This is a genomic window from Microbispora rosea, from assembly GCF_044460045.1.
GTDB lineage: Bacteria > Actinomycetota > Actinomycetes > Streptosporangiales > Streptosporangiaceae > Microbispora > Microbispora rosea.
Window position 1 is genome coordinate 1 of sequence record NZ_JBITJO010000001.1, and the last position, 20,056, is coordinate 20,056.

Here is a 20,056-nt window from a genome sequence, read left to right on the forward strand (position 1 = left end):
GTGCCGAGGTTGTCGCTGGTGCGGCCCTTGGCCGCCTTGACCGCCTCCACCCACACCTTCAGCTCGGCGTTCTGCTCGACCTGCTTGGTCTGCACGTCCTCCGTCGGCGCGATGTACGACAGCGTGGTCGTGGTGGTCAGGGAGTTGCCGGTGCTGGTCAGGCACGTCACCAGCTTCTGCGACGCGACGTAGCGGGCGGCGTCCTTCTGCACGGGCATGGTGACGAACTCGCCGCCGGTCGGGGCGGGGGCGGTGCCGCCGTCCTTGGCGGGGATCGGGATGATGCCGTAGTCGAAGCCGGTCTTTTTGGCGTTGGCGAGCTGCCAGGTGCCGTTCTCGCTGAAGGCGAAGTCCCCGGTCGCGAACTCCTGCCAGCTCGTGGTCTGGGTGTTGTTGATGACCGAGGTGGGCGCGTAGCCCTTCTTCACCCAGTCGGCCCACAGCGACAGCGCCGCGACGCCCTCGGGCGAGTCGAGCTTCGTGAGGTTCGCGCCCGAGCCCCAGAACCAGGGCAGGAACTGGAAGCTGCCCTCCTCGGTGCCGATGCCCGAGAACGTGATGCCCTTCTTGCCCGCCGCCTTCACCTTCTCCAGCGCCGCGGTCAGCGACGCCCAGTCCTTCACCGAGTCGGCGTCCACCCCGGCCTTCTTCAGCACCTCCTTGTTGTAGTAGAGGGCGAGCGTGTTGGCCCCGATGGGGATGCCGTACGTCTTGCCCCCGAGCTGGCCGGCGGCGAGCAGGTTCGGCGAGACGGCCGAGGTGTCGATCTTCGTCTCATCGGTCGTCGTCAGCACGCCGGCCTCGGCCAGCGTCGAGACGACCGGGTTGTCCACGATCAGCACGTCCGGCGAGTTGCCCTGCTGGGCGGCCAGCAGCGCCTTGTTGGTCAGGTCGGTGGTGTCGTAGCCGGTCCGCTTGACGGTCACCCCGGCCTGGGTGCCGCACTGCGTGAGCAGCTTCACCCAGTCGGAGGAGTCGTCGAACTGCGGGTAGGGGTCCCAGATCGTGTAGGTCCCGCCCCCGGCGGCCTGGTCCGTGCCCGCCGAGGCAACGGCACCGGCGTCGCTCCCGGACGACCCTGAGCACGCGGTGAGACCACCCGCGACGACGAGGACCACCAGGCCCAGGCCGGCGGCACGCCGGCCTTTGTCGAGGCTCTTCATATCGTTCTTCCTTTCGACGGCCGGCGTCCGGCCGCTGTCATCTCGTTCACCGGAGCGGGTCTGCGCGGTCAGGGTGCGAACCCGCGCTGCGGCTCGGGCGCTGCTCAGGTGAGCTGGATGTAGTCCAGCTCGGCATAGCCGGTCCCACCGCCGAAGGAGGGGGACCCCTTGGCCAGGCGGATCACGTTGTAGCCCGCCCGCAGGTTCACTGTGGTGCTGACCGTCGCGCCGAACTGGCCCCAGGCGGCCGTGGGTGGATAGCTGACCGTCGTCCAGGCGCCGCCGTTGTACGCCAGCCCCTGCGTGGCGGTCGCCCCGGTCGCGTTGGCGTAGCCGATGGTCATCGTGTACGCCCGGGCCGTGGGCACGTTCACCACGAAGTCGACGTAGCTGTCCGTGGTGTGATCGCCGTTGTTGTTGTCGATGCGCCCCACGTAGCCTCCCTCGGACGCGCTCGAGCTCGTCAGCCGCTGGGCGCGGAAGACGGCCGCGTTCTCCGCCTCGTAGCGCTGCTGATAGGACGGCACGCCGCTGACCGGCTCGATCACCAGGTTGTAGGCGCTCGTCGCCGACATGTTCGGCACCGGGACGCTGATCTGCCCGTTGCTCACGGTGTAGGTGCTCGTCGAGATGGTGGCCGGCGCGGTCACGGCGGTGAACCGGCCGTTCGCGGGGGTCGACTGCAGGGTCGCCCGGACCGAGGAGCCCAGCGCGCCGATGCCCGTGACGCGCACCGTGTTGGTGCCCGACTCGTTGCCGAAGACCACGTTGACGATCTTGCGGGTGGAGTCGTAGGAGGCGAAGCCGTCCAGCCCGGTCTGGGTGGCCGGGGTGGTGGTGACCATGCGGCCGGCCATGTCGCCGTACCACTTGTACAGCCACCAGGTGCCGGTGGGCTGGCTGTTATTGACGACAAGCCCGTTCATGGTGCCGTATTCGTACCAGAACGCCCTGTGTGCCGTCTCGACGCCCGCGCGCTCGAACTTGGCCACGTAACTGGCGATCCGGCCGGGGACGTCGACCTCGCCCGGCGCGGCGTACTCGTTGATCGCGATGCGGCGGGGGCTGATGCCGAGCGAGCTTTCCAGCGCACGGTAGTCGGCGATGTGCGCGGCGATGCCGCTGGGGTCGCCGCCCAGCTCGTGCCAGCAGATGACGTCGGGCAGCGTGCCCGCGGCCTTGGCGCTGCTCAGGAACGACGACAACCAGGAGTGGTTGTAGTAGGAGATGCTCGGGCCGACGATCGGCGTCGTGGTGTCCAGCGCCCGCACGGCCCGGTAGGTGCGCGTCCACCCGTCGTTGAACGACCCGGCGGCGGAGGTGTTCCAGGTCCCGTCGGGCTCGTTCCACAGCTCCCAGCCGATGACGTTGGTCACCGAGGTCGCGTTGCGACGGGCGGCGACCATCGTGTTCACCTTGGCCAGCCAGTCGTTCCAGCTCACCCACTGGTAGGGGAAGTTCGGGTAGATGTCCGGCATCCGGACGAACTCACCGGCCCCAACCCGGGTGGCCTGCGGGGCCACGAGCAGCGCGTCGCCGCCGGGCGGCTGGCCGTTGGGCCGCTGCCCCACGCCGGGGGCGGGCTGCGTCAGCGAGTTGACCTTCAGCGGCAGCAGCGCGGAGTCGGCCGGTCTGCTGTTCTCCGCCAGGCCGTACAGGCCGCCGGCGGCGACGTGGGTGACGGGCCGGAAGGGCTGGGCCACGTTCACCGTCAGGGTGGCGCCCGCCGCCTCGGCGGGCGCCAGTGGGACGAGCGCCCCGGCCAGTGACACGGACAGCGACGCGGCCAGCGCGGGTAACAGGGTCGTGCGTCGGGGTCTGCGCATATACCTACCTCGCTCTTTCTAATGCTCAGGTGGGGGGTGGAGAGGAGGTGGAGCCGGGAACCGCCCGCCCCGAAATCGGCGGCGTGCGCCGCGGGCGGTTCCCTCTTCCGGCGCGGGCCGCACTACGCGGCCCGCGAGGTCATTCCGTGGCGACCGGAATCCAGACCCGCATCGGGCCCTCGCTCCGGTTGCCCCAGAGGAAGTACGGCACCGCCGTGAGCGTGAGCGGCGTGCCCGGCCGCTCCCGCCTTCTCCCGGTGGCGTACAGCGAGTCGCCGGCCTGGGTGACCAGCCCGCCGATGTTGATCATGACCGGGATGTCCGCCAGGCCCTCCCCGCGGTCCGATGCGGCCGAAGCGGCGGTGACCGCAGGCGCGGCGGGGTCCAGCCGCACGTCCTCCAGGACCGTGCCGGGCGGCAGGTCCGCCTGCTCCAGGCAGTACACGAGCGGGCCGCGTGCCAGGGCGACGCACCCCCGCACCGCGTCCACGCGCGGGTGCGCGGTCACCTGCCGGACGGGCATGTCGAGGTCGAGGACGACCGTCGTGCCCGGCGCCCAGACCCGGGTGAGCCGGATGTAGCCGTCCCGCGCGGGGGCCATCACCGGGCCGCCGTCGATCCTGACCGTGTACGCGTCGCACCAGGCCGGCACGCGCAGCGCGAGCGTCCAGGGGACGGCGGTCCCGGCGGTCACGGTCAGCTCGATCCGGCCCTGCCAGGGGTATTCGGTGCGCATGTCCACCTGTACGGCGGCGCCCGCGACCTCGGCGTTCACGGTGCCCGAGGCGTACAGGTGGATCTGCAGGCCGTCGTCGTGGGCGGTGGCCAGATAGCCGTGCAGCGAGGCCATCAGCCGGGCGATGTTGGGCGGGCAGCAGGCGCACGAGTACCAGGGCAGCCGGCGGGCCGCCTCCTCCTCGCCCGAGCTCGCGTGTCCCGTGCGCAGCTGCAGGGGGTTGGAGTAGAAGAAGCGCCTGCCGTCGGACGACACGGCGGGGGCGACCGCGTTGTACAGCGCCCGCTCCATCTCGTCGGCGTAGCGGGCCCGGCCGGTGGCCAGCAGCAGCCGCCAGTTCACGTGGACGCTCGCGATCGCCGCGCAGGTCTCGGCGTAGGCCCGGTCGGCCGGCAGCTCGTACGGGCCGCCGTACGCCTCGTCGCGGTGGCGCGAGCCGTGCGCGCCGGTCACGTAGGTGCGCCGGTGGACGGCGTCCTCCCACAGCCGCTCGGCCGCGTCCAGCAGCACATGGTCGCCCGCCTCCACGCCCACGTCGACCATCCCGGCCAGCAGGTAGAGCTGGCGTACGGCGTGGCCGGTGACCTCGCGGGCCTCGCGTACGGGCACGTGGTCCTGGTAGTAGGCGGGCCCGAACCGCCCGTGCCCGAGCAGACCCCGTCCACGCAGGTCGAGGAACCGGCGTGCCAGGTCCAGGTAGGGCCGGTGGCCGGTCAGCCGGTAGAGCTCGGCGAGCGCGGTCTCGATCTCCGGATGCCCGCAGACCTCTTCGACACCGTCAGGCCCGAACCGCTCCACCAGCAGGTCGGCGAACCGGCGGGCCACGGCCACCAGCGCGGGGCTCACGCCGGTGCGCGCGGCGGCCACCGCCGCCTGGAAGAGATGGCCGGCGCAGTACAGCTCGTGGCTCCAGTCCGGCTTGCGCCACCGCTCGTCCGGCGCGACGACGGTGAAGTAGGAGTTGAGGTAGCCGTCCGCCTGCTGGGCGCGGGCGAGCAACGCGACCGTGTCCTCCACGAACGACCGCAGCGCCCCGTCGCCGGGCGAGGTGCCCAGCTCCCAGGCCGCGGCCTCCAGCGTCTTGTGGACGTCGGAGTCGGCGAACCACATGCCGGCGAACGCCGCGTCCGACTCGCCCGCGGCGGCTCGGAGGTTGCCGATGTTCCCGGCGCGGTGCAGGTTGTCCACGCAGTGCGGCAGCGTGTCCTCGGCGTTGCGCCGCTGCCACTGCCCCAGCAGACCCCCCGGGTCGAGACGGGCCTGGTCCGGGCTCAGCGGCCACAGCGCGGCGGTCGCCCCGGGCCCCGGGGCCACCGGCCCCGCCGAGCCACGCAGCGCCGCCGGCCCCGCCGAACCACGGAGCGCCGCCGGCTCCGCCGAACCGCGGAGGTCGACCGGGGAGGTGTCTGACAACTTCTGCTCAGTCATGCCTCATCTTTCGTGGAGCAGGGGTCGTCCTTCACGCCGCCGAGGAGTCTCCTGCTCACGGAGGAGTCTCCTGCTCACGGCGAGGGACGCGGGAAGTCCGCCGAGGCGGACCGCCCTGGTGCCTGCGAAGCGACAAGCCAGAGGGCAGGTCGCCCGCAGTAGGAAACTAGGAAAACGATTGCCGTCACGGTATCCAACCGGCTTCCAGACCGTCAATAGCCTGTTTCCGCGTTGTTACGAGGGCTTCGTAGTCGCACGTACGGCCTATAGAGTGGGGCTCAGGCAACCCCCTAGGAAAGTGGAGGAAACGTGGGAAAGCTGGAGCGTCATGCCACGATCGCCGACGTCGCGGCGTTGGCCGGGGTGTCGGTGGGCACGGCCTCCAAGGCGCTCAACGGACGCGGATCGCTGCGGGAGGAGACCCGCATGCGCGTCAGGGAGGCGGCCCGGCAGCTCAGCTTCGAGGCGAACGCGGGCGCCCGAAGCCTGCACTCGGGCCGCACCTACACGGTCGGCATGATCACCACCGACACGATCGGGCGGTTCAGCATCCCCGTGCTGATGGGCGCGGAGGACGCGCTGGGCGCCGGAGAGATGTCGGTCTTCCTCTGCGACGGGCGCGACGATCCCATCCGCGAGCAGTACTACGTCAAGACCCTCCTCAGCCGCCGGGTCGACGGCATGATCGTCACCGGCCGGCGCACCGAGGCGCGGGCGCCCATCGGCGCCAACCTGCCCGTGCCCGTCGTCTACGCCTTCATCAGCTCGGCCGACCCCGGCGACTGCTCGGTGGTCCCTGACGAGGCGGGCGGCGCCCGCAAGGCGGTCGAGCACCTGCTGGCCGTCGGGCGCACCCGGATCGCCCACGTCACGGGGCCCGAGCACCACAACTCCGCCCGGGTGCGCGCGGCCGCGGCCTCCGAGCGCCTCGCCGAGGACGGGCTGTCCCTGGTCGCTCCCCCGCTGTTCGGCGGATGGAGCGAGGTGTGGGGCCGTCAGGCCGTCGGCATCCTGCTCGCCGGCCGGGCCGAGTTCGACGCCGTCTTCTGCGGCAGCGACCAGATCGCCCGGGGCGTCTGCGACGCGCTGCGGGCCGCCGGCCGCCGGGTCCCCCAGGACGTCGCCCTCATCGGCTTCGACAACTGGGACGTCATGACCGAAGCCTGCCAGCCGCCGCTGACCAGCATCGATCTGGACCTCGAAGGGCTCGGCCGATCGGCGGCGGAGATGCTCCTGGCCGCCATCAACGGCTCCCCCTCCCCCGGTCGGCACGCCCACCCCTGCCGCCTCGTGGTCCGGGAGTCGACCACCGTGCCGCTCACGTGACCGTGTCCGGCCGGCCGCCGTACGGCGCTCGCGCGACGTGGGTCGTCCGGGTCATGACACGGTCGCGCTCATGACCCGGGCCCCGGTCAGCAGTGGAGCTCAGCAGCGGAACGCCGGTCAGCGGTGGAGCATGTCCGGGGTGTCGTCCTCGATGAGGAAACCCCCGGACTGGTGGTGCCAGAGCCGGGCGTAGGGGCCTTCGGCCTCGAGCAGTTCGCTGTGGGTGCCCTGCTCCACGATGTGCCCCCGGTTGAGCACGACGAGCCGGTCCATGCGGACCACGGTGCTCAGGCGGTGCGCGACCACGAGTGCCGTACGGTCCTGCATCAACTGCCACAGGGCCTCCTGCACGAGGATCTCGCTCTCCGAGTCCAGCGCGCTGGTCGCCTCGTCCAGCAGCAGGATCGGGGCGTCGCGCAGGATGGCGCGCGCGAGCGCGATGCGCTGCCGCTGGCCGCCGGAGAGCTTGACGCCGCGCTCGCCGACCAGGGTGTCGAACCCGTCCGGCAGGGACTCGACGAACTCCGTGACGTGCGCCGCCCGCGCGGCCCGGAGGATCTCGGCCTCGGTGGCGCCCGGCCGGGCGAACGCGAGGTTGTCGCGCACGGACCGGTGGAACATGGCGGGCTCCTGCGGCACGTAGGCGATCAGGCTGCGCAGGTCGGCCTGGCGCAGCCGGGCGATGTCCTGGCCGCCGATCAGGATGCGGCCCCCGTCTATGTCCATGAGCCGGAGCAACAGCCGGGTGAGGGTGGTCTTGCCGCCGCCGGACTGGCCGACCAGCCCGATCTTGGCGCCGCTGGGGATGTCCAGGTCCAGGCCGTCGAACAGGAGCGGGCCGCCGCCGTGCGCGAAGCGCACCCGTTCGAAGCGGACGCTCGCGTCGGCCCGGCGCAGCGGCTGCGGATCGACCGGGTCCACCACGGTCGGCGGCACGAGAAGCAGCTCGGTGAACTGGGCCGCCTCGGTGAGCACGCTCTCGACGCGCCGGTAGATCTGGTTGAACTCGAACATGATGCCGATCGCGTTCGTGTAGTAGGTGAACGTCACCACGATGGCCTCCACGCCGAGGCCACCGCGGAGCGCCACGGCGAGGAGCAGGCCCACGGAGCTGGTGAGCACCGACAGCGGGGCGACGACGGTGTCCACCTTGAGGTTGCCGTAGTCCCACGAGAGCAGGGACAACCTGCGCTGCTCGGCGATCCTCGCCCGATACTCGGCGGCCTCGCGCTCCTCGGCGGCGAACGAGCGGACCGTGTCCATGTTGCCCAGCACGTCGGCGACGTGACCCGACACCAGCACTCTGGCGGCCTCGCGCCGGTCCACCAGCGCCTGGCGGCGGCGGATGAGCGGGGCGACGAGAAACCCGGTGACGATGATGAGGCCCACCAGAACGAGGACCAGCAGCGGGTGGTATCGCCACAGCACCACCGAGGCGAAGGTCAGGGGCACCAGCTTGGCGATGATCGAGAACGTGAGCGTGTCGGCGAACTCCTCGAACCTGGAGGAGAAGCCGATCACCCGCTTGGTCAGCGAGCCGGCGAAGTTGTCGTGGAAGAACGCGGCGTCCTTGGCCAGCAGCTCGTCCATGCCCACCACGCCGAGCCGCTCGATGCCCCGGGCGTCGGTGCGGTTCAGGAAGTGCAGTCCCACCCGCCACAGCACCTCACCGGTCAGCAGCATCGCGCCGAACCCGAGCACGTACGGCAGGAGCGCACCGACGGTGCCGTCCCCGCCGCCGGACAGATGCCCCACGAGCCCGGCCACCGCCAGCGGCGCCAGGTAGAACAGGCAGATGTTCCCCAGGGCCGGCAACGTCAGCGCGGGCACCGCGACCGGCCATTGGCGCCTCAGCTCGCCGCAGTAGTAGCGCAGCACCAGCAGAACCGCTGATCTGCGCACGGATGGGCCGTTATCAGCGTCCTCAAGTGATCCGAGCGCAGCCATCAGCCCTCCCCGCCGCCGAACCCGCCGTGGTCATGGTCTCGCAGCGCGTGAGGGAAGAGCGAACGATTTTCCCGCCACCCCGCCCGGGTGGACCTCGTGCGCGCCGGGGCTGCTGGGCATGGCTTCATCAGGCGAGGCTGCTGCCGGCGCTGCTGCCGGCGCTGCTGCTCCCCGGGGGTGGCCTCGTCACGCGGCAGACCCTCGCCCATGTGCGACCCGTCGACACCAGGAAGAGAGGATGCGCTGTGGCCAAGGAAATCTTCGTAGCGTTCGGGATCGACGTCGACGCGGTCGGCGGCTGGCTCGGCTCCTACGGCGGTGAGGACTCCCCGGACGACATCTCGCGCGGTCTGTTCGCGGGCGAGGTGGGCGTGCCGCGGCTCAACGCCCTGATGAAGAAGTACGACCTGCCGTCGACCTGGTTCTGGCCCGGTCACTCCATCGAGACCTTTCCCGAGCAGTTCGAGCAGGTCGTGGCCGCAGGACACGAGATCGGCGTGCACGGCTACAGCCATGAGAACCCGATCGCGATGACCCGCGAGCAGGAGTCGACCGTCCTCGACTACTGCATCGACCTCATCGAGACGCGCACCGGCCGGCGTCCCACCGGGTACGTCGCGCCGTGGTGGGAGTTCTCGCCGGTCACCAACGAGCTGCTGCTCGAACGCGGCATCAAGTACGACCACTCGCTCATGCACCGCGACTTCGAGCCGTACTACGTGCGTGTGGGCGACACCTGGTCGAAGATCGACTACGGCAAGGACGCCCGCGAGTGGATGAAGCCGCTCGTGCGCGGGGAGGAGACCGACCTCGTCGAGATCCCGGGGAGCTGGTACCTCGACGACCTGCCGCCCATGATGTTCATCAAGACCAGCCCGAACAGCCACGGCTTCGTGAACCCGCGGCACGTCGAGGAGATGTGGCGCGACCAGTTCGACTGGGTCTACCGCGAGTCGGACTACGCCGTCTTCACCTTCACGATCCACCCGGACGTCTCGGGCCGCCCGCAGGTCCTGCTCATGCTTGAGCGCCTCATCGAGCACATCAACACGCACGAGGGCGTCCGGTGGTCCACGTTCGACGCCATCGCGGACGACTTCACGGCCCGCTGCCCCCGGGCGTGAGCGTTCCGGTCCCGGGCGGCTCCTTTCCTGCTCCTGACGGAGGTGGCTGACACAGAGCGGTGATGCGCATACGTGATCTACGGGAAGACAACCGCCGCTTCCGCTCGGACGTGTACCACACGCGCTTCCTGCGCATCAGTCGCCCCTTATGCCGCAGAGAGGGAAATCCGTGGCTATCAAGTTGCCGGGCGGCCGGAGCATCGGCCTCGTTACGGCCGGCGCCCTGGTCGGGTCTGTCCTGGTTCTGGGTGGCGCGGCCACCGCTTCGTCGGCGAGTGACGCGCCGTTGTACGCATGTGTGAACAAGAGCACGCGGTATATGCGTCTGGTAAATGCCACGGCGACGTGTAAGGCGACCGAGACGAAGGTGTCGTGGAACAGGACCGGTCCGCAGGGTCCGGTGGGGATCGGCGGCACCGGCCCGAAGGGCGACACCGGAGCCCAGGGCCCGCGCGGTCTGCGTGGTCCCCAGGGTCTGCGCGGTCCGGCCGGCCCGCAGGGCCCGAAGGGGGACACCGGAGCCGCCGGAGCCGCCGGAGCCAAGGGCGACCCCGGCAAGGACGGCGCCCCGGGCAAGGACGGAAAGGACGGCGCTCCCGGCAAGAACGGCGAGCGCGGCCCCGCGGGTCCCCAGGGTCCGAAGGGCGACAAGGGCGAGCGCGGACTGGCGGGCCCGCAGGGCCCCAAGGGAGACAAGGGCGAGGCCGGCGCGCGTGGTCCTGCTGGCCCGGCCGGGCCCGCGGGCCCCGCGAGTGGCTCCGCCAACGTCGTCACGAAGGCGGACGCCCTCTACCTGCCGGCCAACGGCGGCTCCGACGACATCATGTGCCCGGACAACATGGTCGCCACGGGTGGCGGCTTCATCTCCGGCAGCACCCCGAGCGCGCCCTACATCACCATGAACGCGCCGTACCTCGTCAACGGCAAGGCGGTCGGCTGGAGGCTCTGGGGCAAGAGCATCACCGGCACCATCTACGTGATCTGCATGGGGAGCTGAGTGCACACAGGGCGTCCCGCCGCTCGGCTTCAGGACGAGACCGAGCGGCGGGTCGTGATGATGTGCGGCGTCGCGGGCGCGGGCAAGACGACGTACGCACAGGAGTTGGAGCAGCGCGGCTACATCAGGCTGTCCATCGACGAGGCCGTCTGGGCACTGATCGGGCGCGACGGCGGCCGGCTCGACCCGGAGGAGTACGAGGATCATAAGGCCCGTGCCGAGGAGGCCTTGTGGCAGGAGCTGGTGCGCCTGATGCGCGCAGGCCGGAGTGTGGTCCTGGACTACAGCTTCTGGCGGCGCGCGACGCGCGACCGGTACAAGTCGCTGATCGAGAGTCACGGGTATCGGTGGGAGCTCGTCTACCTGAAAGCGGACCCGGAGACCCTGCGACGGCGGCTCGCGGCGCGCAACGCCCTGACTGGGCCGAACCGCGTCACAGTCTCCGAGGAACTTCTACGGTCATACCTGGCAGGCTTCGAGGAGCCGGTGGGCGAAGGAGAGCGGGTCATCCCGCAGGAATGAGCCCACCGGGTGCGGTTCCAGGGGGTTGACGAGAGTGTGGGCGGAGGCATGGATCCGGCGTTCCGCCGGAGCACCTGCGTCTCAGTCTCCGGCCGAGGCGGGCGCGTCATCAGCGAAGTCGAAGCTCAGCCACCGGTCGGGACGCGCGGTGAACAGCACGAAGGTGCCGGCGGGGTGGGCAGTCTCGGCCTCGGCGAAGGCGCGGGCGAGGTGGGGCGGCAGGTAGCGAGAGGTGATGGCCGTCACCTCCTCGGCCGAAGGCGTCCAGTCCTCCTCCACCACCGTGCACTCGACCGTGACGTACTTGTAGGGGAACTCGGTCTGCTGCACGCAGAAGCTCAAGGCTCCCGACCGCTGGAGCAGCCGGGTTTTGCGCGCGACCCGGCCTTGACTGCCGGTGAAGAAGTTCAGGTTTCCGCCGGGCGTGTAGGCGTACCAGACGGGCACGGTGAGCGGGGGACGGCCGTCGTCCGCGGCGACGCTGAGGACGCCGACGTGCGGCAGGGCGAGGAAGTGCTCGCGCTCGGGGGCGGTGAGGGTTCGTGCCACGGCTGCCTCCTGGACAAGCGGTCGGGGACTGCGGAAATCGAGGGCGGGCGGTCACGGTCGCGGCGGGCCAGGGTATTGATCGCGCGGCCGGAGCCAGCTCATCGTCGGGTCCTGCGGCCAGCCCTCCGGGGAGTTCTCCCACTCCTCCTGACGTCCGTAGGGCGTGAGGTCGAGCAGGTTGAAGTCGAGCCGGAGCCGGTCGACCCCTCGGCCGCTGGTGTAGTAGGTGCGGAAGACCTCCGCGCCGTCGCGTAGCAGGACGCTGAGCCCGAAACCGTTGCCAAGCCCAAGGTCGTCGTAGAAGTCGGCGCCGGCTGAGTACCAGGGCACGGTCCAGCCCATCCGCCGCCGTACGACGTCGATCTCGTCCTGAGGTGCGCGGGACATCAGGATCAGCCGGGTGTGCCGGGCGTTGAGGTGAGACTGGTCGGCGATGTTGTCGGTGAAGGTGGCGCAGCCGGTGCACAGCCAGTCCTGCCCCGGGGCCTGCATGAAGTGGTAGATCACCAACTGGCGGTGGCCCTCGAACAGGCCGGGCAGATCGACCGTCGAGCGGTCCGGCGCGGTGTAGCGGTAGCCGTCGGCGAGGCGGACCATCGGCAGCCTGCGCCGTTCCGCGGCCAGCGCGTCCAGTGCTCGGGTGTGCTCCTTCTCCTTGACCAGAAGCGCCTCGCGCGCGGCCTGCCATTCCTGTGCCGACACGACCGGGGGACGATGCATGGCGGACTCCTCTGTGCGTCTCTTGAGGAAACTAACGGGGCCGACGCTAGCAGAGGTACGTCTCTTCAAGGAACCCTTTCGGCTATCATCGAGCCCATGCAGCGAACCCGGTTCGGTGACATGGCCTGCTCGATCGCCCGCACGCTGGACGTGATCGGCGAGTCATGGTCGCCGTTGATCCTGCGCAACGTCCTGGTGGGGATCGGCCGCTTCGACCAGCTCCAGCAGAGCCTGGGCATCTCCCGGAAGGTGCTGACCGAGCGGCTCAAATGGCTCGTGGACAACGACGTGCTGGAACGGCGGCGGTATTCGGAGCGGCCGCCCCGATACGAGTACGCACTCACCGCCAAGGGGACGGAGTTGTGCGACCTGCTGATGGTGATGGTGCGATGGGGCGACCGCTGGACGGCGGGCGAGGCCGGGCCGCCGGTGCTCTACCGGCACCATGCCTGCGGGGAGATCGGCCACGTCGAGCTGCACTGTTCCGTGTGCGACCGTCCCATGGACGTCACCGGCGTCGACATCCTGCCGGGCCCGGGAGCCGCCGTCACCGCCTGACCCGTCCCCCTTCACCCCGCTGATCGCCGGGCCGGCGGCGGGCCGTCAGGGCTGTGCGGCGAGGTGGGCGCCGTTGGCCGCGGCGATCACCCGGGTCAGCGCCTGGTGGAGGCTCTGCAGCTCGGTCAGCTCCATCCCCAGCCGATCGACGATCGCCACCGGGATTTTCTCGGCCTGCCGGCGCAGTGCGCGTCCCTCGTCGGTCAGCACGATCGCCAGGGAACGCTCGTCGTCGCTGGCGCGGCGGCGCTCGACGAGGCCGGCCGCCTCCAGGCGCTTGAGCAGCGGCGACAGCGTGGCCGGCTCCAGCTGCAGCAGCCGGCTGAGGTCCTTCACCGACAACGGCGCGAACTGCCACAGGGCCAGCATCACCAGGTATTGCGGGTGTGTGAGCCCCATCGGTTCGAGCAGGGGCCGATAGAGACCGATGACCGACCGAGAGGCGACCGCCAGGGCGAAGCAGACCTGGTTCTCCAGGGCCAGCGGGTCGGCGATGTCGCCAATGTCACTCATGTGCACCTCCATCGCCATGCTACTTGATTAGTACACTAACTGTTAGTGCACTAAGCAGCGCCGAGAACACAGGAAGTGTCATGGCCCGTAGGAAGAGTCTCGAAGAGCGCATCGCCGACCGCGTCGCCAAGCGCCCGCCGATGAAGGAGAGCAAGCACTTCGAGCACGGCCCCGCCAAGTGGATCTTCGCCAGTGTCCTGGTGTTCGCGGTGCTCATCCACTTCGTCATCGTCGGCCTGGTCATGCTCTTCGGCCACTGACGGAGACGGAGTCCCGCCGGCCGGGAGCCGGCGGCGGGCTCGTGAGCACCGCATCCGGGCGCGGGCATGCCGAGGGCCCGCGGCGCGGCCGCCGCGGGCCCCGATCGTCGGGGTCGGATCAGCCGTGGATCACGGACTGGTGCAGGTGGCGGCCGGGGTGGCCGAGGATCCTCCGGCGAGGAAGCCGAAGGTCGTGCTCCCGTTGGGGGCGAGCGTTCCGTTCCACGACTCGTTGCGTACTGTCACGTTCGAGCCGGAGCCCGAGCGTACGCCTCCCCATATCTGGGTGATGGTCTGTGAGCCGGGCCAGGTCCAGTTCACGGTCCAGCCGTTGATCGAGGAGTTCCCCGCGCGCACCGTGACCTCACCCTGCCAGCCGCCCGACCAGGAGTTGATCACCCGGAACGTCGCCGAGCACGCGCCGCTCACCCCGCCGGACGGCGAGGGGCTCGGGCTGGGTGACGGGCTCGGGCTGGTGCCCGGGCTCCCGCTGGGCGAGGGGCTGGGTGACGGGCTGGGGCTGGGGCTGGGTGAGCGGGTCGGGCTCGGGCTGGGAGAGGGGTTGGAGTCGGTCAGGGTCGGGGTCGTCCAGTCTCTCCACTGCGACAGGTTGCCGGACTTCCTGGAGGAGATCCGGAACACGGCGGAGGCGTTGCCCGTCTTGAGCAGGAACTTCTGGATGTTCTGCTGCAGCGGGGTGCGCCATTCGGACCGGGTGGCGCAGTGGGTGCCGTCCTGTACGTCGGACCAGTAGCTGATGTTGTCTCCCGCGCCGAGCGCCTTGTAGATCTCGGCTCCGGCCAGCGCGGCCACGCTGCCCGACTGGGCGCCCAGCCAGTCGACGTGCGGGTTCTCCATGATGAACAGGCCACGCGGGGCGATCATGCCCACCATCTCGTGGGTGTCGACCGGGAGCTGGGCGGGGTTGCCGGTGAAGGAGCTGAACGCGTCTCCCAGCCACGGTTGTTCGGAGTAGGCGCTGCTCAGCGGCTGGGCGCCGGATTCCTGGGCGACGCCGCGCAGGATGGGGACACCGGCGCTGCCCGACTCGATCGGCATGGTCAGCGCGATGCGCTGGTCGAACACGCCGGCCACGAAGGCGCCCTTGCCGTACCGGGAGCAGCCGGTGACGCCGGTCGCGTCCGCCTTGAGGATGCTCCCGCCCGACTGCTCGATGACGTCGATGATGCGGCTGACGCCCCAGGCCCAGGCGGCGAGCAGCCCGGTGCTGCTGGAGGAGCCGTAGACGCTGTAGAAGGCACCCTGCTTGTTGGTGCGTGGCGTGCCTTCCTTGCCGACCGCGAACGGGTCGTAGCTGATGACGGCGGCGCCGCTCGCCTTGATGGTGGCGGTGTCGGCGCCGAATCCTCCGTACACGATGACGGCCGGGAACGGCCCGGTGCCGCTCGGCAGGTCCACCGACGCGGAGAAACTGGAGCTCTTGCCGTTGGCGGACACGTTGACGGTGATGCCGGTCCGCGAGACCGTGCCCGTGACACTCGCCGGTTTGCCGGGCTTGTCGCCGTAGACGTAGCGCTCGGCCTGCTTTTTGATCTCCTCGCGGCGGCACCGCCACTCCGATTTGGCGGTGATGCGCTGCCCGTTGATCTTCTTGAAGGGATCGGGAAGCCGGGAGTTGGACGTCGGCGACCCCAGGTCGGGCACGGGGCAGTCGGCGCCCTCGTCCTCGACGCCGGAGGCGGCGGCGGCCGCCTGCGCCGTCCAGGGCGCGACCAGTGCGCCCACCCCGGTGTTGCCACCGGGGATCTCGATCACCGCGAGACCCAGCGAAAGCGCCGCCACAGCCCCGACGACGAGCGCACGGCGCACACCCCGGGTACGGCTCCTGCCGCCAGAAGACAAGGTGCGGCTCGTGCCGCCGGAAGACAGGGGGCGGCCCCTGCCGCCAGAAGACAGGGTGCGGCTCCTGCCGCCGGAAGTGATGTCGCCGATCATCGCCCGCTCCCGTGGGAGGGCCGACCGGCATCGATGAAGAGTGCGGCAGCCTGTGCCACTGCTGCTGCCGAGACCTTGAGGCCTTTCACGACAGTGCGTCCTTCCTTCTGAGGGCCCCGGACCCGTCACCGGTCCGTAAAGAACCGCCGACACGAGCGCGAGCTGAATTTTTTCGCAGCATCACCGAAACGTTGCAGCCCGGCAAGGCCCAAATCGGAGGGGGTGTCGGCCCGTGTCCATGCGAAGGGGAACAGCGCTGTTCGCGGCACGATTACCGCTACTACCGCACCGAATTTTCCGAAACACACACGAAAGTTTCATCCATGCGGCTGGTGAGACACGCCGAGCCCGCCACCCCCGTCCGCGCGGGCCATCGGGCTCCGGCGGCGCCTCAGGGTCCTCCGGCGGACGGCCCGACGACGTCGGCGCCCCGCTCTTCGAGCAGTTCGGCCAGGCGTGCGGCGTTGCGCTGGGAGTTGTCCGCGCAGCAGTTGTTCGTGAGCACGTGCGTGGTCACCGTACGGCCGGCCAGGTCAGCGATCCGGCCCGCCCAGTGCCGGAGCTCCTCCTCGGAGTAGAGGTAGCCGAACCGCTCCTCGATGACGCGACTCGTCCACTTCTCCGAATGACCGTGCAGGCGGACGACGGCGAGGTCGGAGGTCGCCGCGAGCACCGGCGCGACCGACGAGGGGTGCCCCTGCGGCATGTCCACTCCGACGTACGGCACGTCGTTGGCGGCCAGGAAGTCGAGGGTGTCCCGCCGGGTGGCCTCGGCCATCCAGGCCGCGTTGCGAAACTCGACGCACACGCGCATGGGCAGGCAGCGGTCGCGGCATTCGAGAATGTAGCGGCGGTTCGCGCCGCCCGGCGGAAACCACTGCGGAAACTGGAACAGAACCGCGCCGAGTTTCCCCGACTCGTGCAACGGCTCCAGCGCGGCGAGGAACCGGCGCCACACCTCCTCGACGACCTCCGGAGGCAGGTCGCGCCGGTAGAGCGCACGCCCGGGCTCCCCCAGCACGGCCCGCAGGTCCCTGTAGAGCGCGGCAGGCCTGGTCGGATGCCCGGTGAGCAGGGAGAACGCCTTCACGTTGAAGGTGAAGTCCTTCGGCGTACGGTCGCGCCACAGCTCGGCCGTACGCCAGGCCGGCGGGTTGTAGTAGGTGGCGTCCACCTCCACCAGGGGAAACCGGCTCGCGTAGTAGCCGAGCCTGGTCTCGGGGGTGGACGCCTCAGGGGGATACCAGCCCGAGGCGAGCAGCGACCTGTCCGTCCAGGAGGCCGTACCGACCAGGATCTTGCCCATCACACTCGCACGGCCCATCGCCGTCGCCGTCGCCGTCATAGGGGATCAACCGCTTCGGCAGGCGGACGGTCCCGCGCTTCCTCCCTTCGAGGATTTCTTGATCCCCAGTGCCAGTCCCAGTGCCAGTCCCCAGTGCCCCAAGGGACGCATGTGACGCATGTGACGCGGATCCGCGGACGGAACCCGCCTCGCTGACGCCGGGCGCCCGCGCCGCCGGCCCCCCGCACCCGATGACATAGCCTGTGAGCAGGCAAAACGACGACCAGAGGAGCTTCGCCATGGGTTCGCTCAGCCCTGTTCACTGGATGATCGTGCTCGTGGTGCTCGTGCTGCTCTTCGGTGCGAAGAAGCTTCCGGACACCGCGAAGGCCCTCGGGCAGTCGCTGCGGGTCCTCAAGAGGGAGACCAGCAGGCTCGGCGACGAGGACGACGCCCCGGTCGCCCAGGCCCGTACGGCACCCGCCGCTCCGGGCGCCGAGGAGCGGCTGCGTGCGCTCGAAGAGGAGAACGCCCGGCTCAGGGCCGCCGCGGACGCCGCGCGGCGGGACGAGCCCGAGGCCCGCTGAGGCCTCTCCCGCGCCCTGGCGATGGCCGCCCATCAGGCGAGTGCCGCGGCGATCGGCGCGACCCTCCTGGGGTCCCTGCGGGGTCCAGGCGGAGTGCGCGCGGGGTCCGCGCAGAGGTGCGTGCGGAGGTGCGTGCGGGGCTGCGTACGGGGGTGCGATGCGGAAATCCGGCCGATCACGCGAACCTTCCCACGGGGCCCGGACTCCAACAGAACATGAAGCACGCCCTCTCGCTCCGCGTCGTCGTCCCCGCCGCCACGGCGGCCGCGTTGATCTGCGCCGCGGCGCTCCCTGCCGGCGCCGCCGCCATGCCGAAGTTCGCCACGCCCAAGCCCTATGGCACGTCGTTCCAGAGCGACCCCCGCCATGACTTCACGAAGCACATCTCACCCCGGCACGACGGCGTCCTGCGGGGCTGGGTCACCTATTACCGGTCCGGCGTGGCGGAATACGCGCCGATCAGGTGGGCGAAGGACAAGACCGGCCACACGGAGGGGCACTTCGAGGGCCCGCCCGAGGGTGACGTGACGGCGTACGCCTCGCCTGTGGCGAAGAACGTGGTGTTCTACAGCGCCATCGGGTGCAAGGGCACCACGGTGACGGTGAAGAGCGGCGGCCTGGGGGCGAAGCGGTGCTCCCGCAGCGTGCTGATCTCCCGGATGAAGGCCAAGCATCATCCGGCGCTCATCACCGTCTATCGCGGCGCGATCGTCAAGGTGCAGGAGATCTACACCCCGTGAGCGACTGCGGCCGGCCCTGACGCCGCCGACCTGAGCCGGGCCCCGGGCGCGACCGTGCACCTGCCCCGCCGGGTCGTGGTCGAACGGCGGACATCGACGACGAGCAGGAGACGTCGATGAGAGCCACTCACCATACTGAGAGGATGTCAACGCCGCGGCAGCGCTACCGGGACCAGGTCCGTTCGGAGATCAAGCAGATCGCCCTCGTGCAGATCGGCGCGGGCGGGGCGGCGGCGCTGAGCCTGAACGCGGTGGCGAAACAGCTCGGTGTCACGGGCCCGGCGCTGTACAAGTACTTCCGCAGCCGCGACGACCTGCTGACCGAGCTGATCCTGGAGGCCTTCGACGACGTCGCCGGGGCCGTACGGGCCGCCGCCGGCGAGGGCGCGCCGCGGGAGCGGCTGCACGCGCTGGCCCGGGCCTTCCACGGGTGGGCGGTGGCCAATCCGCACCTGTTCCAGTTGCTGGCCGGGACGCCCTCGCCCGGCTACGAGGCTCCCCCGGAGAGCATGCTGCGGGCCCGGAGCGTGCTCGGGCCCTTCCTGCCGGTGTTCGCCGGAGGGCGCTGCCGACCGGGGACAGAACCGCTGCGGGAGCAGATGCGGCGGTGGGTGGAGGAGACCCCGGCGGTCGCCGAGTGGGTGCGCACGTTCGCCCCGGAGGGGGATCCGGCGACCGCCCTGGCCGGAACCGTGATGGCCTGGGCCCAGCTCCAGGGCGTGGTGAGCCTGGATGTTCAGGGGCAGTTCGCCGGCCTGGGTCACAGCGGTGCCACCCTGCTCGACGCCGTCATCGACGCGCTCGCCGACAGCATGGGCCTGTAACGGGCATCCTGGAACGATGAGTACAGAAGCGATCAACGCAGCGGCCGCGGGGACCTGGCGGCTCGGCGACCTCACGGTCAACAGGATGGGGTTCGGCGCGATGCGCCTGACGGGCAGCGCCGCCTTCGACCTCGGCACGCCGAGCGACCGCGAACGATCGATCGCGGTGCTGCGGCGCGCCGTCGACCTCGGCGTCAACCACATCGACACGGCGGCGTTCTATTTCTCGCAACTGCGCTCGGCCAACGAGCTGATCAACCGGGCGCTCGCGCCGTATCCGGACGACGTGGTCATCGCGACCAAGGTGGGCCCGGGACGGGACCCGTCCGGCGAGTGGCTGCCGTTCGCCCGGCCCGACCAGTTGCGCGGCCAGGTCGAGGAGAACCTGCGCCAGCTCGGCCGCGACCACCTCGACCTGGTCTACCTGCGCCAGCCGGGGCTCGACTCGATCGCCGAGCACTTCGGGGCGCTCGCCGAGCTGCGCGAGGCCGGTCTCATCCGGCACCTCGGGATCTCCAACATCCGGCCCGGGCATCTCGCGCAGGCCCAGGCGATCGCGCCGGTGGTGAGCGTGCAGAACCGGTACGGCATCGGCGCCGTGCGCAGCCAGGAGCTGCTGCGCACCTGCGGCGAGCAGGGCATCGCCTTCGTGCCGTTCTTCGCGATCGCCGGCGAGGGCCGCGAGCTGGGGGCGAGCGACACGGACCAGGAGGAGGTGCGCGCCGTGGCCCGCGCGCACGACGCGACCCCCGCGCAGGTGCGACTGGCCTGGACGCTCCAGCAGGGGCCGCACGTGCTGGCCATCCCGGGCACCGGCAATCCCGATCACCTGACCGAGAACGTCACCGCCGCCGCGCTGCGCCTCACGGACGAGGACATGGCCCGTCTGGACGCGCTCTCCGACGCCGGCTGACCGAAAACCCGGCCGACGGCACGCCTCAACACGCCGATCGACTGCCCGCGATCAGGGCTCACGATTTGCAGCACGCGATGCA

General features: G+C 70.5%; 19 protein-coding genes. 10 read left to right on the forward strand and 9 right to left on the reverse strand.

Annotated features, from left to right (window positions below; genetic code table 11):
* The 3 genes from ACIBK1_RS00005 to ACIBK1_RS00015 form a co-directional block, all read right to left on the reverse strand.
* Nucleotides 1-1,163, reverse strand: a 1,163-nt coding sequence (locus ACIBK1_RS00005) for a sugar ABC transporter substrate-binding protein (RefSeq protein WP_396731078.1), incomplete at its 3' end; no start/stop codon positions are given.
* 104 nt (nucleotides 1,164-1,267) lie between these two features.
* The gene (locus ACIBK1_RS00010; protein WP_396731081.1) at nucleotides 1,268-2,989 is read right to left on the reverse strand and encodes a hypothetical protein; all 1,722 of its coding nucleotides are present in this window, start codon (nucleotides 2,987-2,989) and stop codon (nucleotides 1,268-1,270) included.
* A gap of 139 nt (nucleotides 2,990-3,128) precedes the next feature.
* Complete coding sequence (locus ACIBK1_RS00015; protein ID WP_396731084.1) at nucleotides 3,129-5,153, reverse strand: glycoside hydrolase family 127 protein; 2,025 nt, start codon at nucleotides 5,151-5,153, stop codon at nucleotides 3,129-3,131.
* Nucleotides 5,154-5,462: 309 nt separating this feature from the next.
* On the opposite strand from ACIBK1_RS00015, the gene ACIBK1_RS00020 reads away from it, so the two are divergent.
* Nucleotides 5,463-6,479 carry a LacI family DNA-binding transcriptional regulator gene (locus ACIBK1_RS00020; RefSeq protein WP_197042749.1) on the forward strand — a complete coding sequence of 339 codons (1,017 nt, stop codon included), beginning with the start codon at nucleotides 5,463-5,465 and terminating at the stop codon, nucleotides 6,477-6,479.
* A 117-nt stretch (nucleotides 6,480-6,596) separates the two neighbouring features.
* Here the strand turns inward: ACIBK1_RS00020 and ACIBK1_RS00025 are convergent, their stop codons facing one another.
* Nucleotides 6,597-8,381, reverse strand: a complete 1,785-nt coding sequence (locus ACIBK1_RS00025; RefSeq protein ID WP_231514013.1) for an ABC transporter ATP-binding protein — start codon at nucleotides 8,379-8,381, stop codon at nucleotides 6,597-6,599.
* Nucleotides 8,382-8,671: 290 nt separating this feature from the next.
* Here ACIBK1_RS00025 and ACIBK1_RS00030 point away from each other — a divergent pair, with 290 nt between their 5' ends.
* The 3 genes from ACIBK1_RS00030 (at nucleotide 8,672) to ACIBK1_RS00040 (ending at nucleotide 11,069) form a co-directional block, all read left to right on the forward strand.
* Complete coding sequence (locus tag ACIBK1_RS00030) at nucleotides 8,672-9,550, forward strand: polysaccharide deacetylase family protein (RefSeq protein WP_030509792.1); 879 nt, start codon at nucleotides 8,672-8,674, stop codon at nucleotides 9,548-9,550.
* A 319-nt stretch (nucleotides 9,551-9,869) separates the two neighbouring features.
* Entirely contained in the window at nucleotides 9,870-10,547 is a 678-nt protein-coding gene (locus ACIBK1_RS00035; RefSeq protein WP_197042748.1) for a collagen-like domain-containing protein, read from the forward strand.
* On the forward strand, nucleotides 10,548-11,069 hold the full coding sequence (locus ACIBK1_RS00040; RefSeq protein WP_396731089.1) for an AAA family ATPase: 522 nt from the start codon (nucleotides 10,548-10,550) through the stop codon (nucleotides 11,067-11,069).
* Between the two features lie 81 nt (nucleotides 11,070-11,150).
* Here ACIBK1_RS00040 and ACIBK1_RS00045 read toward each other — a convergent pair whose 3' ends face one another.
* Together ACIBK1_RS00045 and ACIBK1_RS00050 are read right to left on the reverse strand one after the other, a co-directional pair.
* A complete protein-coding gene (locus ACIBK1_RS00045; RefSeq protein WP_363401960.1) occupies nucleotides 11,151-11,618 on the reverse strand; it encodes a pyridoxamine 5'-phosphate oxidase family protein in 468 nt (155 codons plus the stop codon).
* Nucleotides 11,619-11,669: 51 nt separating this feature from the next.
* A complete protein-coding gene (locus ACIBK1_RS00050) occupies nucleotides 11,670-12,338 on the reverse strand; it encodes a DUF899 domain-containing protein (RefSeq protein ID WP_357316622.1) in 669 nt (222 codons plus the stop codon).
* Between the two features lie 96 nt (nucleotides 12,339-12,434).
* On the opposite strand from ACIBK1_RS00050, the gene ACIBK1_RS00055 reads away from it, so the two are divergent.
* A complete protein-coding gene (locus tag ACIBK1_RS00055; RefSeq protein ID WP_030509787.1) occupies nucleotides 12,435-12,896 on the forward strand; it encodes a winged helix-turn-helix transcriptional regulator in 462 nt (153 codons plus the stop codon).
* Between the two features lie 45 nt (nucleotides 12,897-12,941).
* On the opposite strand, the gene ACIBK1_RS00060 is transcribed toward ACIBK1_RS00055, so the two are convergent.
* Nucleotides 12,942-13,409, reverse strand: a complete 468-nt coding sequence (locus tag ACIBK1_RS00060) for a MarR family winged helix-turn-helix transcriptional regulator (RefSeq protein WP_030509786.1) — start codon at nucleotides 13,407-13,409, stop codon at nucleotides 12,942-12,944.
* A gap of 80 nt (nucleotides 13,410-13,489) precedes the next feature.
* On the opposite strand from ACIBK1_RS00060, the gene ACIBK1_RS00065 reads away from it, so the two are divergent.
* Nucleotides 13,490-13,669: a hypothetical protein gene (locus ACIBK1_RS00065; RefSeq protein WP_030509785.1), complete on the forward strand. Its 180-nt coding sequence runs from the start codon at nucleotides 13,490-13,492 to the stop codon at nucleotides 13,667-13,669.
* A 129-nt stretch (nucleotides 13,670-13,798) separates the two neighbouring features.
* Here the strand turns inward: ACIBK1_RS00065 and ACIBK1_RS00070 are convergent, their stop codons facing one another.
* Nucleotides 13,799-15,499, reverse strand: coding sequence for a glucuronyl esterase domain-containing protein (locus ACIBK1_RS00070; protein WP_396731094.1), 1,701 nt, complete (start codon nucleotides 15,497-15,499; stop codon nucleotides 13,799-13,801).
* 517 nt (nucleotides 15,500-16,016) lie between these two features.
* The gene (locus ACIBK1_RS00075) at nucleotides 16,017-16,970 is read right to left on the reverse strand and encodes a DUF72 domain-containing protein (RefSeq protein WP_197042746.1); all 954 of its coding nucleotides are present in this window, start codon (nucleotides 16,968-16,970) and stop codon (nucleotides 16,017-16,019) included.
* Nucleotides 16,971-17,209: 239 nt separating this feature from the next.
* Here ACIBK1_RS00075 and tatA point away from each other — a divergent pair, with 239 nt between their 5' ends.
* The 4 genes from tatA to ACIBK1_RS00095 all read left to right on the forward strand — a co-directional run bounded on the left by tatA (nucleotide 17,210) and on the right by ACIBK1_RS00095 (nucleotide 19,974).
* On the forward strand, nucleotides 17,210-17,497 hold the full coding sequence (gene tatA, locus ACIBK1_RS00080; protein WP_030509782.1) for a Sec-independent protein translocase subunit TatA: 288 nt from the start codon (nucleotides 17,210-17,212) through the stop codon (nucleotides 17,495-17,497).
* Nucleotides 17,498-17,712: 215 nt separating this feature from the next.
* Complete coding sequence (locus tag ACIBK1_RS00085; RefSeq protein WP_030509781.1) at nucleotides 17,713-18,237, forward strand: hypothetical protein; 525 nt, start codon at nucleotides 17,713-17,715, stop codon at nucleotides 18,235-18,237.
* A 143-nt stretch (nucleotides 18,238-18,380) separates the two neighbouring features.
* Nucleotides 18,381-19,061, forward strand: coding sequence for a TetR/AcrR family transcriptional regulator (locus ACIBK1_RS00090; RefSeq protein WP_036407681.1), 681 nt, complete (start codon nucleotides 18,381-18,383; stop codon nucleotides 19,059-19,061).
* 16 nt (nucleotides 19,062-19,077) lie between these two features.
* A complete protein-coding gene (locus tag ACIBK1_RS00095; RefSeq protein ID WP_396731100.1) occupies nucleotides 19,078-19,974 on the forward strand; it encodes an oxidoreductase in 897 nt (298 codons plus the stop codon).
* Nucleotides 19,975-20,056 lie beyond the last annotated feature (82 nt).